Source organism: Bradyrhizobium commune (genome assembly GCF_015624505.1).
Classification (GTDB): domain Bacteria; phylum Pseudomonadota; class Alphaproteobacteria; order Rhizobiales; family Xanthobacteraceae; genus Bradyrhizobium; species Bradyrhizobium commune.
The window spans coordinates 404,674-422,373 of sequence record NZ_CP061379.1; the positions used below are offsets into that span (position 1 = coordinate 404,674).

A 17,700-nucleotide genomic window follows, 5' to 3' on the forward strand; every position below is an offset into this window, starting at 1 on the left:
CGGTATGGGTCCCGGCCTTCGCCGGGACGACGACGAAGGTACATCGTCTCACCCGTGCAAATGCAGCAGATGCGGCGCCCAGGCGCCAAGCATGGTCATGCCAAGTCCGGCGAGCGTCAAGAGGCCGGCGATCCAGGCGAGCGGCAGCATGCCGGTGATGATGGTGGCCGACGCCAGCACGATGCCGATCTGGAAGGCGGCTGACGCCAGCTCGAAGTGGTGGTATTTCGCGGTCGCCTCGTCGCGTTCGTGTTCGGCGTGCTTGGCCTTCTCTGCGAGCTGCTCGGTGCCTTCGCCGGTCTCGGGCTCGGAGCGGTAGCGCGCCGCGGTCTTCTGCCAATCGTCGATCTGCTTCTGCACCGCGGCCTTGATGGCGTCGTCGCTCGTAGAGCCCAGCGTCAGCTTGCCCTGTTCGGCCGCGGTCTGCACCACGGTGCGGCGGATGCTCTTGGCCTGGAAGAAGGCCCAGAGGTTGGAGGCCTCGACGTTCTTGCTGATCGATTCGGTCTGGGCGCCCTTGCCGAGCGTCTCCGAGATCGCCAGGAACAGCGCCAGCACGGCGATCAGAAGGGCGATCTTCCTGTTCTCGCCGGATGCGTGCTCGGCATGCTCGGCGTGCTCCATGCTTTCGTGTGCGCTCATATGTCCCTCCTGCCTCGGTTCCCCACGAATGACCGAACCGCGCGGCCTGCGCAAGAGGCAAGGACGTTATGACGTCGGTGTGTCAGCGCCGTGGATGGGCGCTCGCATACACTTCCAGCAATCGTTCAGAATCGATGCCGGTATAGATTTGCGTGGTCGAGAGCGAGGAATGGCCGAGCAATTCCTGGATCGCGCGCAGATCGCCGCCGCGCGACAAGAGATGCGTGGCAAAGGAATGCCGCAGCGCGTGCGGCGTGGCGCTGTCGGGCAGGCCAAGCGCGCCGCGCAGCCGCTCCATTGCGAGCTGGATGATGCGCGGGCTCAACGGCCCGCCGCGCGCGCCGACGAAGATCGGCCCCTCCGGGGGCAGCGCATGCGGGCACATCGAGACATATTCGTCGACGAGCGCCAGCACGTTTTTCAGCACCGGCACCATGCGCGTCTTGTTGCCCTTGCCGGTGACGACGAGCACGTCGCCTTCGCCTGCTTTCGGCACCTCGCGGCGCTTCAACCCCAATGCTTCGGAGATGCGCAGGCCGGAGCCATACAGCAGCGCCATCACCGCGGCGTCGCGCACCAGGATCCAGGTCTCGCGTTCCTCGCCGGCGCGCTCGTCGGCATCGGCCAGGCGTTTTGCCGATGCCATCGGCAGCGGCTTTGGCAGGGTCTTTGCCACCTTCGGCGCGCGGATCGCCGACAACGCGCCGACTTTGCCCTTGCCCTCGCGCTCCAGGAAGCGGCCGAACGAGCGCAGGCCCGCCAGCGCCCGCATCAGCGAACGGCCGGCAATGTCGTCGGCCCGGCGCATCGCCATGAAGGCGCGGATGTCGGTGGCTTCCAGTGCGGCAAAACGCGCGAGCGTCACCCGCTCGCCCCAATGGGCGCAGAGGAAATCCAGGCATTGCCTGAGATCACGGCCATAGGCCTCCAGCGTCTTCGGCGACAGCCGCCGCTCGGCGCCGAGATGCGACAGCCAGCGCGCCATCTCCTGCGCGATCGAGGGATCGGCGCTGGCGAGCTCGATCTGTGGGGCGGCCGCTTTGCTCATGCGCTCTGGACGTGGTGATTCCGCACAGTATATCGCATCACACTCGTTTATCGTTCGCTAAGGTCGCCTGGTGCGGCTAGCCTTGAAGCCCGGGTTCCGATTCTCTCTTCCCATGGACCATTCGCCGCGCAGCACGACCGCCCCCACCGACGCGACCCGCATGGTCGACGTGCTGGTGCCGGTCGCGCTCGACCAGACCTATTCCTACAAGGTGCCGCGCGGCATGGAGCTGAAGGCCGGCGACCTCATCGGCGTGCCGCTCGGTCCGCGCGAGGTGCTGGCCGTGGTCTGGGCGGAGAACGCCAATCCCGATCCGCGCCTGCACAACCGCCTCAAGGAGGTAGCCGAGAAGCTCGATCTCTCGCCCCTCAAGGGCGAGCTGCGCGCGGTGGTCGATTGGGTCGCCAACTACACGCTGAGCCCGCGCGGCATGGTGCTGCGCATGTGCTTGCGGATGGGCGAGAACCTCGGCCCCGAGCGGGTGCGCGCCGGCGTGCGCCTGGTCGGCGATCCCCCGCGGCGGCTGACGCCGGCGCGGCAGCGCGTGATCGAGGTGCTGTCGGACCGGCTGCTGCACGGCAAGTCCGAAGCGGCGAAGGAAGCCGGCGTCTCGGCCGGCGTGATCGACGGCCTCGTCGACGAAGGCACGCTGACGGTCGAGCCGATGCCGCCGCCGCCCCCGCCGCCGGCGCCCGATCCGGAGTTCGGCCGGCCGGATTTTTCGCCGCTGCAGCGGGCCGGCGTCGATGCGATGCGCGCGCTCGCGGCCAACGGCACGTTTCATGTCGCGCTGCTCGACGGCGTCACCGGCTCGGGCAAGACCGAGGTCTATTTCGAAGCCGTCGCAGAGACGATCCGCCGCGGCAAGCAGACACTGATCCTGATGCCGGAGATCGCGCTGACCGGCCAGTTCCTCGACCGCTTCGCGCAGCGTTTTGGCGTGCGACCGATCGAATGGCACTCCGAGCTGACGCCGCGCACCCGCGCGCGCAATTGGGCCGCGATCTCCGAAGGCTCAGCGCCAGTCGTGGTCGGCGCGCGTTCGGCGCTGTTTCTGCCCTACGCCAATCTCGGGCTCATCGTCGTCGATGAAGAGCACGACCAAGCCTACAAGCAGGACGACGGCGTGCATTATCACGCCCGCGACATGGCGGTGGTGCGCGCGCATATCGCAAAGATCCCGATCGTGCTGGCCTCTGCGACGCCGTCGGTCGAGTCCGAGGTCAACGCGCGCAAGAACCGCTATCAGCGCATCGCGCTGCCATCGCGCTTCGGCGGCCAGCACATGCCGCATATCGAGGCGATCGATCTGCGCCGCGAGCCGCCCGCGCGCGGCCGTTTCATCTCGCCGCGGCTTGCGGGCGAAATCAAAACCGCGATCGAGCGGCGCGAGCAGGCGCTGCTGTTCCTCAATCGCCGCGGCTATGCGCCGCTGACCTTGTGCCGTGCTTGCGGCCATCGCTTCGCCTGCACCATCTGCGATGCCTGGCTGGTCGATCATCGTTTTCGCCAGCGGCTGGTCTGTCATCATTGCGGCTTCTCGATGCCGCGCCCACCGACTTGCCCGCACTGCGCGGCGGAGGAATCGCTGGTTGCGGTCGGTCCGGGCGTCGAGCGCTTGCAGGAGGAGGCGGCCGCATTATTCCCGGAAGCGCGCACCATGGTGCTGTCGAGCGATCTCATCACCTCGATCGAGACCATGCGCAGCGAACTTGCCGAGATCGCGGAGGGCCGCGTCGACATCATCATCGGCACGCAGCTCGTCGCCAAGGGCCATAATTTTCCGCGGCTGAATCTCGTCGGCGTGGTCGATGCGGATCTCGGCCTCTCCAACGGCGATCCGCGCGCGGCGGAACGCACCTGGCAATTGCTCAACCAGGTGATCGGCCGTGCCGGCCGCGAGCAGGGCCGCGGCGTCGGCTATCTCCAGACCCATCAGCCCGATCATCCCGTGATGAAGGCGCTGATCGCCTGCGATCGCGAGGCCTTCTACGACAGCGAGATCGACCTGCGCGAGCGCACGCTCTATCCGCCGTTCGGCCGGCTCGCGAGCCTGATCATTTCCGCCGGCGACCGTCCGAGCGCGGAAGGTTTTGGCCGCAAGCTGGTTGCGCTCGCGCCGCGCGACGAGCGCGTGGTGGTGCTCGGGCCGGCGGAAGCGCCGCTCGCCGTGATCAAGGGCCGCTACCGCTTCCGCATCCTGGTGAAGTCGGCGCGCGGTTTTGACCTGTCGGATTATCTGCGCAACTGGCTCGCCGTGTGTCCGAAGCCGAAGGGCAACCAGAAGCTCGAGGTCGACGTCGATCCGCAGAGCTTTTTGTAGAGGCTGGCGCACACTCTCTCCACGTCATTGCGAGGAGCCCTTGCGACGAAGCAATCCAGAATCCCTCCGCGGAAAGAGTCTGGATTGCTTCGCTTCGCTCGCAATGACGCGTGGAGGGAGTGCGCGCGTCTATCCTCGTCGTGCCCGGAATGACGAAAGCCCGCCGTCCCCCCAAGGACAGCGGGCTTATCTCACGCGCGCATCAAACTGCTCACGCCCTGCGGACGATGATCAAAACTGCGCTGGTGAGGTGAGGCGCTGTTCGCGCCGTTAGGACACGACTTCCGCGGTGACGCGGCCGACGCCGGCACCGGTGAGGCCGATGGCGCGGGCAGCGCCCGTGGAGAGGTCGAGCACACGGCCGCGCACGAACGGGCCGCGGTCATTGATGGTGACGATGACGCTCTGGCCGCCATGGGTGACGCGGAGCTTGGTGCCGAACGGCAGCGAACGGTGCGCTGCCGTCATGGCGTTCTGGTTGAAGCGCTGGCCCGAGGCGGTCTTCGAGCCGGACTCGTTGCCGTAATAGGAGGCCATGCCGGAGAAGCTGTGGCCGGTGCCCGAGGACGGCGTCATGGCCGCATTGGCGTTGCGCCAATCCGAGCCGGAATTGGAGGCGTCCTGGTCGTGGTGGTGGTGATAGCGGTGATGCCTGGATTTGGCGGAAGCTTCGGTGGCAGTTCCACCGACGAGGAGAGTTGCAGCGACGAAAGCGATCGCCGTACGCGGCCGGGTCACAGAGCCCAGCGTCTTCAAAGACAGCATTTAGTGGTCCCTAAGCTAGTATTGCCACATATGTGGCCAGTGGAGCCCCCATCAGTTTGTGAGCGGGGTGGCGTTTCCTTTCGCAATGAGGCGTGAATTGGGCAGTATTACCCGTATGTCTCGCATTGAAATATCTTGTGACCTAAGCCGATAATCAGACGATGTTCCGTAATCTCCCGCTTTAACGAATCATTAACTTATTGATTACTTGCCAATACTGTAAAACGAAGTCATCGCTCCCAGCGTTTAGAATTGGGTAAGTATTCGGCGGACGGTGCGAGCGACGGCGTGGTCACGGCTCAGCGATCCGTGTTCATGGCCGCTATGCGCTGAGGGCAGGAACGAATAGGTGACAAATGGGCGAGATGCGGCCGCCAGCCTCGCGACAATTCCGTGGCGTGGCAGGTGATCGTGCGGATCACCGCGAAGGCGTCGCTGAGTGCGACGAACTGGCGAGAAACAGCCAGGCCTTTGAGTTGCCGTCATGTTGCACGTGCGCGCCTGCTATGTTAGCAAAGCCGCGATTTTTACGGACCCGGCACGTCCCGTGCCGGTCGAAAATCGAAGTCCCGCTTGAATTCCAAGGGCTTGGATCGCTAGGCGCCGCTTCGTGGCGACGGTTTTTCCCTTGCGAATTTGACAGCTAAAAGAGCGCGTCTGTGGCTGCAGAAGATACGTCCGTTTCAGGTGTGTCCGGCCGTTATGCAACGGCCTTGTTTGAACTGGCCCGTGACCAGAAAGTGGTCGACGAGGTCAAAGCCGATCTCGACAAGTTCGAGGCCATGCTGAACGAAAGCGCCGATCTGAAGCGCCTCGTCCGCAGCCCGGTGTTCGCGGCCGATGCCCAGACCAGGGCCCTCTCGGCCGTGCTGGACAAGGCCGGCATTGCCGGCATCTCGGCCAATTTCCTCAAGGTCCTGACCGCCAACCGCCGCCTGTTCGCGGTGGCTGACGTCATCCGCGCCTACCGCGCCCTTGTCGCCAGGTTCAAGGGCGAGGCGACCGCGGATGTCACGGTGGCGGAGGCGCTCTCGGACAAGAATCTCGACGCCCTCAAGGTTGCCCTGAAGTCGGTGACCGGCAAGGACGTCGCGCTCAACGTGAAGATCGATCCCTCGATCATCGGTGGCCTCGTCGTGAAGCTCGGCAGCCGCATGATCGATAGTTCGCTTCGCACCAAACTCAATTCGATCAAGCACGCGATGAAAGAGGCAGGCTGATGGACATCCGCGCCGCGGAAATTTCCGCGATCCTCAAGGACCAGATCAAGAATTTCGGCCAGGAAGCTGAAGTCTCCGAAGTCGGACAGGTGCTGTCCGTCGGCGACGGTATCGCCCGCGTCTTCGGTCTGGACAACGTCCAGGCCGGTGAAATGGTCGAGTTCGAGAACGGCACCCGCGGCATGGCGCTGAACCTCGAAACCGACAACGTCGGTATCGTTATTTTCGGCGCCGACCGCGAGATCAAGGAAGGCCAGACCGTCAAGCGCACCCGCGCCATCGTGGACGCGCCGGTCGGCAAGGGCCTGCTCGGCCGCGTAGTCGACGCGCTCGGCAACCCCATCGACGGCAAGGGTCCGATCCAGGCCGACAAGCGCATGCGCGTCGACGTCAAGGCGCCCGGCATCATTCCGCGCAAGTCGGTGAACGAGCCGATGGCGACCGGCCTCAAGGCGATCGACGCCCTGATCCCGATCGGTCGCGGCCAGCGCGAGCTGATCATCGGCGACCGTCAGACCGGCAAGACCGCGATCGCGCTCGACACCATTCTCAATCAGAAGCCGCTCAACGCGCAGACCGACGAGAACATCAAGCTGTATTGCGTCTACGTCGCGATCGGCCAGAAGCGTTCGACGGTTGCGCAGTTCGTGAAGGTGCTGGAAGAGCAGGGCGCGCTCGAGTACTCGATCGTCGTCGCCGCGACCGCCTCCGATCCGGCACCGATGCAGTACATCGCCCCCTTCACCGGCTGCACGATGGGCGAGTATTTCCGCGACAACGGCATGCACGCCGTCATCATCTATGACGATCTGTCCAAGCAGGCCGTCGCCTACCGCCAGATGTCGCTCTTGCTGCGCCGCCCGCCCGGCCGCGAAGCCTATCCGGGCGACGTGTTCTATCTGCACTCCCGCCTGCTCGAGCGCGCGGCGAAGCTGAACAAGGACCAGGGCTCGGGCTCGCTGACGGCGCTGCCGGTCATCGAAACCCAGGCCAACGACGTGTCGGCCTACATTCCGACCAACGTCATCTCGATCACTGACGGTCAGATCTTCCTGGAAACCGACCTGTTCTTCCAGGGCATCCGCCCGGCGGTGAACGTCGGTCTGTCGGTGTCGCGCGTCGGCTCCTCGGCGCAGACCAAGGCCACCAAGAAGGTCGCCGGCAAGATCAAGGGCGAGCTCGCGCAGTACCGCGAAATGGCGGCGTTCGCGCAGTTTGGCTCCGACCTCGACGCCTCGACCCAGCGCCTGCTCAACCGCGGCTCGCGCCTGACCGAGCTGTTGAAGCAGCCGCAGTTCGCGCCGCTGAAGATGGAAGAGCAGGTCTGCGTGATCTGGGCCGGCACCAATGGCTATCTCGATCCGCTCCCGCTCAACAAGGTGCGCGCGTTCGAGGACGGCCTGTTGTCGCTGCTGCGCGGCAAGAATGCCGACATCCTCAACGCGATCCGCGACTCTCGCGACCTCTCCGACGACACCGCCGCCAAGCTGAAGTCGGTGGTCGAAGGCTACGCCAAGAGCTTTGCATAAGAAGGCCGTCACGGCTGGGCGAAAGCGCGAAGCGCGTCTTTGCACTTGAAGTCCCGGCCATCCACGCCTTGACCGCGCGGATGACGAAGACGTGGATGCCCGGGACAGGCCCGGGCATGACGACAGAAATAGGCTAGCGGTTTGACCGCAAGGGATCGAACCGTCGGGGACGAAGAATGGCGTCACTTAAAGACATGCGCGTGCGCATCGCCTCGACCAAGGCGACGCAGAAGATCACGAAGGCGATGCAGATGGTCGCGGCGTCCAGATTGCGCCGCGCCCAGCAAGCGGCCGAGGCGGCGCGGCCCTATGCCGACAAGATGAGCGCGGTGATCTCCAATATCGCCGCCGCCGCCGCGGGCTCACCCGGTGCGCCGGCGCTGCTGGCCGGCACCGGCAGGGACCAGGTTCACCTGCTGCTGGTCTGCACCGGCGAGCGCGGCCTGTCCGGCGCCTTCAACTCCTCGATCGTGCGTCTGGCCCGCGAGCGCGCCCAGGCGCTGATGGCGCAAGGCAAGGACGTGAAATTCTTCTGCGTCGGCCGCAAGGGCTACGAGCAGCTCCGCCGTCTTTACGACAAGCAGATCGTCGAGCACCTCGACCTGCGCAGCGTTCGCCAACTCGGCTTCGTCAACGCCGAGGACATCGCGAAGAAGGTTCTGGCCCGTTTCGATGCCGGCGAGTTCGACGTCTGCACGCTGTTCTATGCGCAGTTCAAGTCGGTGATCGCCCAGATCCCCACCGCGCAGCAGATCATTCCGCTGGTCGTGGAAGAAAAAGCGGCGAACGCACCGTCGACGTCCTACGAGTACGAGCCGGAGGAGGACGAACTCCTCTCCGGCCTGTTGCCGCGAAACATCGCGGTGCAGATCTTCCGCGCGCTGCTGGAAAACAACGCCTCGTTCTACGGCGCGCAGATGAGCTCGATGGACAACGCCACCCGCAACGCCGGTGAAATGATCCGCAAGCAGACCCAGATCTACAACCGAACCCGTCAAGCCCAGATCACCAAGGAGCTGATCGAGATCATCTCCGGCGCCGAGGCGGTCTGAGGCACGAACCAAACGACGGTCGTTCAAGTCCAGGATTTCGAAGGAGAGCTATTCATGGCTACAGCAGCTAACCAGATCGGCCGCGTCACCCAGGTTATGGGCGCCGTCGTCGACGTGCAGTTCGAGGGCCATCTGCCCGCCATTCTCAATTCGCTGGAAACCAGGAACGGCAACATCCGCCTCGTGCTGGAAGTTGCGCAGCATCTCGGTGAATCCACCGTGCGCACCATCGCGATGGACGTGACCGAGGGTCTGGTGCGCGGCCAGGAAGTCACCGACACCGGCCAGCCGATCGCGGTTCCGGTCGGCGCCGGCACGCTCGGGCGCATCATGAACGTCATCGGCGAGCCGATCGACGAAGCCGGTCCGATCCAGTCGGAAGGCCTGCGCCCCATCCACCAGGAAGCGCCGAGCTACACCGACCAGTCGACGGAAGCCGAGATTCTCGTCACCGGCATCAAGGTCGTCGACCTTCTTGCTCCGTATGCGAAGGGCGGCAAGATCGGCCTGTTCGGCGGCGCCGGCGTCGGCAAGACCGTGCTGATTCAGGAACTGATCAACAACGTCGCCAAGGCGCACGGCGGTTACTCCGTGTTCGCCGGCGTCGGCGAGCGTACACGTGAGGGCAACGACCTCTATCACGAGTTCATCGAGTCCAAGGTCAACGCCGATCCGCACAATCCGGATCCGAGCGTGAAGTCGAAATGCGCCCTGGTGTTCGGCCAGATGAACGAGCCGCCGGGCGCCCGCGCCCGCGTCGGCCTCACCGGTCTGACCGTCGCCGAGCACTTCCGCGACCAGGGCCAGGACGTGCTGTTCTTCGTCGACAACATCTTCCGCTTCACGCAAGCCGGTTCGGAAGTGTCGGCGCTGCTCGGCCGTATTCCTTCGGCGGTGGGCTATCAGCCGACGCTCGCCACCGACATGGGCGCGCTGCAGGAGCGCATCACCACCACGCAGAAGGGCTCGATCACCTCGGTGCAGGCCATCTACGTTCCGGCCGACGACTTGACCGACCCGGCGCCCGCGACCTCGTTCGCGCATTTGGACGCCACCACCGTGCTGTCGCGCGCGATCTCGGAAAAGGGCATCTACCCCGCGGTGGATCCGCTCGACTCGACCTCGCGCATGCTCTCGCCGCTCGTCGTGGGCCAGGAGCACTACGACACCGCGCGCCAGGTCCAGCAGGTGCTTCAGCGCTACAAGTCGCTCCAGGACATCATCGCCATTCTCGGCATGGACGAGCTTTCGGAAGAGGACAAGCTGACCGTAGCCCGCGCCCGCAAGATCGAGCGCTTCCTGTCGCAGCCATTCCACGTCGCCGAAATCTTCACCGGCTCGCCCGGCAAGTTCGTCGACCTCGCGGACACCATCAAGGGCTTCCGCGGCCTCTGCGAAGGCAAGTATGACCATTTGCCGGAAGCCGCCTTCTACATGGTCGGCACCATCGAAGAGGCGGTCGAGAAGGGCAAGAAGCTGGCGGCGGAAGCCGCTTAAGGGGCGAATGGCGAATAGGGAGTAGCGAATGGTTTCGCTGCTCCTTCTCGCCACTCGCCATCCGCTATTCGCTATTCGCAAGGTTTCCCATGGCCACCTTCCATTTCGATCTCGTCTCTCCGGAAAAGCTCGCCTTCTCGGGCGAGGTCGATCAGGTCGACATTCCCGGCGTCGAGGGTGACTTCGGCGTGCTGGCGGGTCATGCGCCGGTCGTGGCCGCGATCCGTCCGGGCATCCTCACCATCACCGCGGGCGGCAAGCATGAGAAGGTGATCGTGCTGGGCGGCCTCGCCGAAGTCTCCGAGAAGGGCCTGACCGTGCTCGCCGACGTCGCGACGGAGCTGACCGAGCTTGACCGCGCCCAGTTCGCCGAGACCATCTCCGAGATGGAAGACGGGCTGAAGGAGAAAGAAGGCTCCGAGCTCGATCAGGCGATCGAGCGGCTCGATCACTACAAGAGCATCCAGAGCCAGCTGTCTTCGACGGCGATGCACTAATCCCGCGTCTCGCCGGCCTCTCCGAAAAGCTCAAGTCGTAACCACCCGTCATTCCGGAGCGCGCGTAGCGCGAGCCCGGAAACTTTGTTGCACCGCGCCGCCGATAGCGGCATTCTGCCGCCGCGAGAGAAGTTCCAGGGCTGGTGCAGATGAAGCGCAAGATCGCGGCGATTTTCGCGGCCGATATTGCCGGCTATTCGAGGCTCGTTGCGGAAGACGAGGAAGAGACGCTGCGGCGGCTGGCGTCCTACCGCGAGGTCATCGACGATTTCATCGCCAAGGCGAACGGCCGCATCTTCAACACCGCCGGCGACGCCGTGCTCGCGGAATTCCCGAGTGCGGTCGATGCGGTGCGCTGCGCGATCGATATCCAGGAATCGCTTCGAACCCGCAACATGGCCTATCCGCCAAGCCGGCAGATGTCGTTTCGCATCGGCATCACCATCGGCGACGTGGTCGAGCGCGACGGCGATCTCTTGGGCGACGGCGTCAATATCGCAGCCAGGCTGGAAGGGCTCGCCGAGGTCGGCGGCATCTGCGTTTCCCGTGCGGTGCATGAGCAGGTCGCCAACAAGCTGTCGGTGCAGTTCGCCGATATCGGCGCGCAGGAGGTCAAGAACATTCCGACCCCGGTGCACGCCTACATGGTGGCGATGCGCCGCGACGACGGGACCTACGGGACGCCGCAGCTGAGGAAGACGGCAAAGCCGGCGCACGGGCCGAACTGGATGTGGCCGCTGGTGGTCGGCGTCGTCTCAATCGTCGCCATCGGCGTCGGCGGCTTCCTCTATTTCACCCAGCTCGAGACCGCCAAGGACACCTCGACGGCGCCAAGTCCGACGCCGACCCCGACCGTCGCGACGAAGGCGCCGACACCCACGCCGACGCCAACCGCGGTTGCCACGGCCATACCAACGCCTCCGCCGCCGCCTCCGATTCCAGGCGGCAAATTCCCCGCGGATACGGTGCCGTTCATCGGCGATCGCGCCCGCGCCTATCTCAGCAACGAATATTCCGCGGCCGGCGACTACAAGGCCTTCGCCCTGAATATCGGCGGCTTCACCGGCACGTCGTTCAATCAGCCCAACGAGGAAAGCGCGCGCAATGCCGCGCTCGACCAGTGCCAGAAGCGCGCGGATGCCGCGCAATCGCCACGGCGCTGCGAGCTCTATGCGGTCGGCAACAACATCGTCTACACGCACGGTGCGCCGCCGATGCCGCCGCAGCCCTGGGTGCGGCATGACAGCATCACGCAGCGCGCCTTCGTGTCGAAGGACTTTCCGATGTTGCGTGACCAGGCCAAGACCCGTGTCGAGACCTTGTATGTCCCGGCGGCGAAATTGCGTTCGGTCGCGCTCGGACCGGGCGGACAATATTTCATGGTATTGGGCGCCTCGTCGGTCGAGGAAACCACGCGGCGGGCGCTGGAATCCTGCGGCGCGCTCGCGGGCGTTGCCTGCATGATCGTGGCGGTCGACGAGAATTTCGTCGTGCCGATCCCGACCCTGCTCAGGGTCACCGGCTTCTTCCATGCCGCGAGCAATTCCTCGATTGTGGCCGATGCGCGCGACGAGGTGGTGCGCAGGCTCGGCGATGGTATGGGCTGGAACGCGGTTGCCGTCGGCACCGCCGGTCGTCCCGGCCTCGGCCTGAAAGCCGCAGACGAGCAGGCCGCCGTCAATGCAGCGCTGGCCGACTGCGTCAAGCACGACAGCGACTGCCACGTCATCGCGATCGGCCCGTTCACAGTCGGCCCGACGAACTAAAGTATGATCCGGAAAAGTGCGCAGCGGTTTTCCGAAAAGATCATGCTCAAACAACAGCCTAAAGCGCGATGACGATTCATCCCAATCTCATCGCGCTTTAGGGCGTGCTTTGATTAGCCCGACTAGCACGGCGACGGCGGTGCGCTCCCTCTCCCGCTTGCGGGGGGAGGGCCGGGGTGGGGTGTTTCCGCGTCGGGATTGTCGAGGATTGCAGAGAACGTCCCTGCGTGGCGAGAGCCCTCACCCGCCGCGCTCGTAGCAAGCCCGCGGACAATCCGCGTGAAATCCATATGCGATCGCCCTCCCCCCTGCATGGCCGCCAATCGATATCTCGCGAGAATGTCAGTCTCCAAGACGACGCGCTCTTGTGTGAAATAACTGAAGTGGGCGACGACTTCGCCCCTACGTCATGAACAGGGCTCAGGGATACGCCGCGTGACGCGCGAGGCCAAAGCGCTATCTCTGCAGGTCAGTGCGCAGCCGCTCGAAGACGCTGTTCCAGTCGTTCCGCCGCATCTGACGGTACAGTCGCAAGGTCGGATACCACGGGCTGTCCTCACGCGCGAGGAGCCAGCGCTATGGCGCCGTTCGTCACTGGCCCCCGCGTCCTGCTCCGCCAATTGCAACGACCGATTGACGGATTTCCGGCGCAGTCATTTTCATGGCGTCATTGAGAGCAGGGACGAGGACCACGCGTCGATTGCGGCCTGCGGCAGCTTTGTCTCGACGTATCAGTGGGTTGCCGGCGACCACAGCGCATCGCGTCGGCCATCCAGCTAGTGCTTCGCGCTTTCCATGGCGCGCTCTCGGAGCCGATAAAACTGAAGCGCGGTTTGAGCAGTTTTGGTCTGAAGCTTGGCAAAATTCTTGAACAGCTGTTCTATATCATCGACGGCTACGCCACCGCTGCCGGCTTGCATTGCCAGGATGGACTTGACGGTTGTCCATGACAGGCCAACAGCTTTGGCGATGACGAGAACCTGCTCCCGCTGCTTGTCCACCAGCACGCGTTCGACCAACCCGAGTGGCAGGTTGCTCATGAGCGAGAGCGCACACGACACTCTGTCAAAGCTCGTTGCTTCGGCAAAGTCCGCTAATTTTGCTTCATTCAGCTTGCCGGCCGCGTTCAGGGCCTGAATTTCGGCCTGCGCCTGGCTGCTCTCGTGCGACCCCATCCGGGCTGTGGTTTGTAACGCGTCCGTCGCACTGGCAACCGCAGCTCGGATCAAATCGGCCTTGCGCGGATCGGCGGCCTCCAGCCGCTTTCTGACCGCCGCCGAGGCTTGCACAAACAGCTTCACGAGCGCCTGGCGCGGAATATCAGGGCGCGCCCAGACGGCCGCCGCGATGTCGCCGTCGGCACCTGTTTTCGCGACCAGGGCATTGACGCCCTGATCCGAAAACCGGGCTCCCCGATTCTCGGCGAGACTGGCAATCACCGCTTGATCGCCCCGATCAATCAGCACGTCAGTCACGGGTTCGGTCAACACCGCGCGAGCGGATACCGCGAGCAGGTGATCGTTGCTCAGGCTTTTGGAGCATTCGACGAGCGTCGCCTGGTCGAGCTGCGGGGAGTCGCGTAGCACCGGCCCGGCGACCTCGATTGCGCTGTCGAATGCCAGCATGCGAATGACGTTCCTTGGCGCATCCGGCAACTTGGCCAGTCGACCTCCAAAGGTTGCTCGGACGTTGAGCTCGATGTCACGTGCAAGCCTGCTCATGACGTCGCCAAACAGTCCGACTTGGTCGTCCGAAAAACGACCGGAGCCTGCCGAAAAAAGCTCGGTCACGCGCCGCAAAGTGTCCGCGCGACGCGACATGTTCTTTCCAGCCATCGCGGCTTCGAGCTGCTCGATCAAGCTTTCTTGCGGGTCCATCATGCTTCCCGTGAATGATTGCGCCAAGGCAAGCAGGCGCGTCTCAACGAAGGCTACGCAACGCTCTTGCGAAACCCTCCGTTCAAATCGAGCCGATGCAGCGGGACGGGCCGGCCGAACAGGTAACCTTGAACGAGATCGATGCCGGCTGCCTGAAGCGCTTCAAACTGCGCCTGCTGTTCCACGCCTTCAGCTGTGATCGTCATGTCCAGTCCCCGTGCAAGGGCGAGTATCGAATGGACAATCGCCGCGCACTCCCGCCGATCCGGAAAGCCTTGAACAAAAGACTTGTCGATCTTGATCTTGTCGAACGGAATCCTCGTCAGGTAACTGGATGCGGAGTAACCGATGCCGAAATCATCCAGAACGATCGCGATCCCGAGATTTTTCAGTTGCCGGATCGAAAGCAGGCAGGCCTGCTCGTTCTTCAGCAACATGGTTTCCGTGATTTCCAGCTCAAGCCGGTCAGGCGGCAGGCCGGATTCGACCAGCGCACAGAGCACGACGTCAAAGATGTTCGCGTTGTTGAATTGAACCGCGGAAATATTGACCGCGATCTTGACGTGCGACGGCCACGATGCCGCGTCGGTGCAGGCTCGTTGCAGGATCCATCCGCCGAGCGGCATCATGAGGCCGGTCGATTCCGCAAGGGGGATGAAAAGATCGGGAGACATCAACCCCCTGCGCGGATGCCGCCATCGGACGAGCGCTTCGGCTCCGCAGATCGAACCGTTTTTTGCGTCGACCACCGGCTGGTAGAACAACTCGAACTCATCCTTTTCGATGGCTTCACGCAATTCACGCTCGAGCACTTTCTGGCCATCCGAGCTCTCGGCCATTTCCGGCTTGAACAGGCGATAATCGTTCCGCCCTTCCGATTTTGCTTCATAGAGCGCCAGATCTGCGTTCTTCAGAAGGGTCTGGGCGTCGAGCCCGCACTCCGGGGCGAACGCAATCCCGATGCTGGTTCCTATGTTGGCCTGGTTGCCATTGAGGTCGAACGGCTCAGCGATGATATCGATAATTCTCAGCGCCAACCCCATCGCACCTTCCCGTTGATCTCTTTCGCTTTCCTGGATGATGGCAAATTCGTCGCCACCGAGTCTCGCCAGCACGTCGGTATCACGAAGCGAAGACGTCAGCCGCTTGGCAACCTGGATCAGCAATTCGTCGCCTGCCGGATGCCCCAACGTGTCGTTGACATTTTTGAACCTGTCGAGATCGAGCAGCAGGACGGTGAAATGCGTGCCGTGACGGACGCAGCGCTTGGCGGCTTCGTCGAGCCTTTCTGCGAAGCGGGCGCGATTGACGAGGCCGGTGAGCTGGTCATGATGCGCGAGAAAGGCAATGCGATCGTTGAATGTCTTGCGCTCGGTAACGTCCTCCTGGACGGTCAGCCAGCCGCCACCGGACATCGGACGATTGGTGATCGCGACGAAGCGTCCATCAACCAGCTCCTCGATGCGGTCACCTTCCTTGACATCCCGGTTCTGGCTGTCGCCAGCGGCCTCCAAATATTGCGTACCCTTTTCGCGCCTGAACAGGACAAGTTGCTCTCGCGTGGTCCCGGGCTTCACCTGGTCCGGCTCGAGCCGGTATATTGTCGCAAATTGAGCGTTGGAGACGATTACCTTCTGGTCCGCATCAAACAGGCAAAGCCCCTGCGACATATTCTCCAGGGCCGCTTCAAATTGCTGGTTGACGCGAGTGATCTCCACGGCTTGCTGGAATAGCTCGTCTTCGGCGGCCTTGCGCTCCGAGATGTCGCGCAATGCGCCGATAACCCCGACGACGTTGTCTGTTCCGGAATCTTTCAGTGCGCTCAGCCGGGCCTCAACCCAGATCCAGCTTCCATCGCGATGGCGGATGCGGTTGACGACCGAATTTCGATCGACTGCGCCGCTGAGAAGCTCCTCAAATGCGAGCGTCACGCGTTCCTGATCGTCAGGATGGGCCATGGTCACGGGCTTTACCCCGATCATTTCCTCAGGCTCAAAACCCAACAATTCGCGGCAGGCGGGCGAGACGTAGCGGCGTTTCAGATCGCGGTCCAGTTGGAAGACCATATCGGAGCTGTTGTCGGCGAGCAGCCGGTAGCGGGCTTCACTTTCTACGACGCGCCTTTCTGCCCTGATACGCTCGGTGATATCTTCGTGCACACTCAGCCAGCCGCCCTCGGGCATGAGTCGACGATTGACCGCGACAAAGCGCCCATCAGCGAGCTCCTGTATCTCATTTTCCTTTTTGACGTTCGCTTCCAGGGCGCCCTCGTCCGATACCACCTGATTGGTACCCTTCTGCCGCCGGAATTCGAGGATCTCGCTCAGCGTCGTGCCGGGCTTCACCTGGTCGAGACTGAGCTGATATATCTCGGCAAAACAAAGATTGGATAAGATGATCCTCTGGTCGGCGTCGAACAGGCAAAGCCCTTGCTTCATGTTGCTGATGACGACGTCGAATCGGGAATTGGCTTTGCCCAGCATGGTTGCGCTTGCTGCCAGGCGACTGGTGATCCGCCATACCAGCACGCCCAGGACCGAAATCAGAAGGAGAATGACACCGCCTTCAACGACCCGGCGAAAAGCATCCTCTCGCCACGGTGCCAGCATTTCGTCCTTGTCTTTGGCGACCGCAACCAGCAGGGGAACCGGCTTCCCGAGTTCGTAGCTGTTGATACGCCGCGCGCCGTCGGTCGACGCGGCGATCTCGGCGCTTCCGACGGGTGACGATTTCAGGAGCTGGAATACCCCGCTCTTGGACATGTCGCGTCCAACATTGGACTCGACGAAGGGCCGACGTACCAGAAGCTTCGCGTCCGCGGAGGCGAGCAGGATCGCACCGTTTTTGCCGATGTCGAAATGGCTGTAGAAGTCCTGAAAATAGCTCGAATTGATTGCGGCGACGGCCACGCCGCCAAAAGTGCCGTCCGGTCGATTGAACCGGCGCGTCACTGGTATGAACCAACCGCCGGCAGCACTTTCGCGCAACGGGCTGCCTACCCGCATGTTCTGGTCGCTGTGGCTCTGATGGTAAACAAAATAATCGCTGTCTGAAAAATTCGCTGACGGATTCTCGGCGACCGAGTTGACGACCATCACCCCTTGACTGTCGATGACGGAGAAACTGACGAACTGCTCGGAATTGTTGGCGTACTTTACAAACCAGGCTTTCAGCCGCTGCTTGGCTTCAATCCCGAGATCGTCGTGCTCCAACCTCTCCACGGTCCCGATCAATAGCCGGTCAGCGGAGCGAAAGGTCAGCTCGGCGTGCTGGACCAGAGAACTGGCGAGGTTGGCGGTGTCTTTTCGGCCTTCGGCCAGTATGTCGGCCCGCTTGCTGACGATATGGGAAGCCTCGATTCCCATCACACCGGCGCATGCGACGACCACGAACGCCACGATGCCCCAGCTGACGGGGATCCGGGAAGCAGCCTGAGAAAGAGCTTGCATGTGGTCGGCGGCCAATATTGCGGGGAATTTGCCCT

12 protein-coding genes are annotated in these 17,700 nt (G+C 63.3%); 7 read left to right on the forward strand and 5 right to left on the reverse strand.

Annotation, left to right across the window (positions count from 1 at the left end):
- Nucleotides 1-48: 48 nt before the first annotated feature.
- Both IC761_RS01945 and IC761_RS01950 read right to left on the reverse strand, forming a co-directional pair.
- Nucleotides 49-642: a DUF4337 domain-containing protein gene (locus IC761_RS01945; protein WP_195801637.1), complete on the reverse strand. Its 594-nt coding sequence runs from the start codon at nucleotides 640-642 to the stop codon at nucleotides 49-51.
- Nucleotides 643-724: 82 nt separating this feature from the next.
- The gene (locus IC761_RS01950; RefSeq protein WP_195801638.1) at nucleotides 725-1,690 is read right to left on the reverse strand and encodes a tyrosine recombinase XerC; all 966 of its coding nucleotides are present in this window, start codon (nucleotides 1,688-1,690) and stop codon (nucleotides 725-727) included.
- Between the two features lie 112 nt (nucleotides 1,691-1,802).
- Between IC761_RS01950 and IC761_RS01955 the strand changes: the two genes are divergently transcribed.
- On the forward strand, nucleotides 1,803-4,013 hold the full coding sequence (locus IC761_RS01955; RefSeq protein ID WP_195801639.1) for a primosomal protein N': 2,211 nt from the start codon (nucleotides 1,803-1,805) through the stop codon (nucleotides 4,011-4,013).
- Between the two features lie 270 nt (nucleotides 4,014-4,283).
- Here the strand turns inward: IC761_RS01955 and IC761_RS01960 are convergent, their stop codons facing one another.
- Nucleotides 4,284-4,778 (reverse strand): septal ring lytic transglycosylase RlpA family protein, encoded by a 495-nt coding sequence (locus IC761_RS01960; RefSeq protein ID WP_195801640.1) that lies wholly within the window; start codon nucleotides 4,776-4,778, stop codon nucleotides 4,284-4,286.
- Nucleotides 4,779-5,437: 659 nt separating this feature from the next.
- Here IC761_RS01960 and IC761_RS01965 point away from each other — a divergent pair.
- The 6 genes from IC761_RS01965 to IC761_RS01990 all read left to right on the forward strand — a co-directional run bounded on the left by IC761_RS01965 (nucleotide 5,438) and on the right by IC761_RS01990 (nucleotide 12,339).
- On the forward strand, nucleotides 5,438-5,998 hold the full coding sequence (locus IC761_RS01965) for a F0F1 ATP synthase subunit delta (protein WP_195801641.1): 561 nt from the start codon (nucleotides 5,438-5,440) through the stop codon (nucleotides 5,996-5,998).
- Nucleotides 5,998-7,527 carry a F0F1 ATP synthase subunit alpha gene (gene atpA, locus IC761_RS01970; RefSeq protein ID WP_195801642.1) on the forward strand — a complete coding sequence of 510 codons (1,530 nt, stop codon included), beginning with the start codon at nucleotides 5,998-6,000 and terminating at the stop codon, nucleotides 7,525-7,527. The genes IC761_RS01965 and atpA overlap by 1 nt, the downstream gene beginning before the upstream one ends.
- Before the next feature lie 176 nt (nucleotides 7,528-7,703).
- A complete protein-coding gene (locus IC761_RS01975) occupies nucleotides 7,704-8,579 on the forward strand; it encodes a F0F1 ATP synthase subunit gamma (protein ID WP_195801643.1) in 876 nt (291 codons plus the stop codon).
- Nucleotides 8,580-8,633: 54 nt separating this feature from the next.
- Entirely contained in the window at nucleotides 8,634-10,076 is a 1,443-nt protein-coding gene (gene atpD, locus IC761_RS01980) for a F0F1 ATP synthase subunit beta (RefSeq protein WP_195801644.1), read from the forward strand.
- Nucleotides 10,077-10,165: 89 nt separating this feature from the next.
- On the forward strand, nucleotides 10,166-10,573 hold the full coding sequence (locus IC761_RS01985) for a F0F1 ATP synthase subunit epsilon (protein ID WP_195801645.1): 408 nt from the start codon (nucleotides 10,166-10,168) through the stop codon (nucleotides 10,571-10,573).
- Between the two features lie 149 nt (nucleotides 10,574-10,722).
- Nucleotides 10,723-12,339: an adenylate/guanylate cyclase domain-containing protein gene (locus IC761_RS01990; protein ID WP_195801646.1), complete on the forward strand. Its 1,617-nt coding sequence runs from the start codon at nucleotides 10,723-10,725 to the stop codon at nucleotides 12,337-12,339.
- 776 nt (nucleotides 12,340-13,115) lie between these two features.
- Here the strand turns inward: IC761_RS01990 and IC761_RS01995 are convergent.
- Together IC761_RS01995 and IC761_RS02000 are read right to left on the reverse strand one after the other, a co-directional pair.
- A complete protein-coding gene (locus tag IC761_RS01995) occupies nucleotides 13,116-14,216 on the reverse strand; it encodes a DUF2336 domain-containing protein (RefSeq protein ID WP_195801647.1) in 1,101 nt (366 codons plus the stop codon).
- Nucleotides 14,217-14,269: 53 nt separating this feature from the next.
- Nucleotides 14,270-17,665: an EAL domain-containing protein gene (locus tag IC761_RS02000; protein WP_195801648.1), complete on the reverse strand. Its 3,396-nt coding sequence runs from the start codon at nucleotides 17,663-17,665 to the stop codon at nucleotides 14,270-14,272.
- Nucleotides 17,666-17,700: the final 35 nt, after the last annotated feature.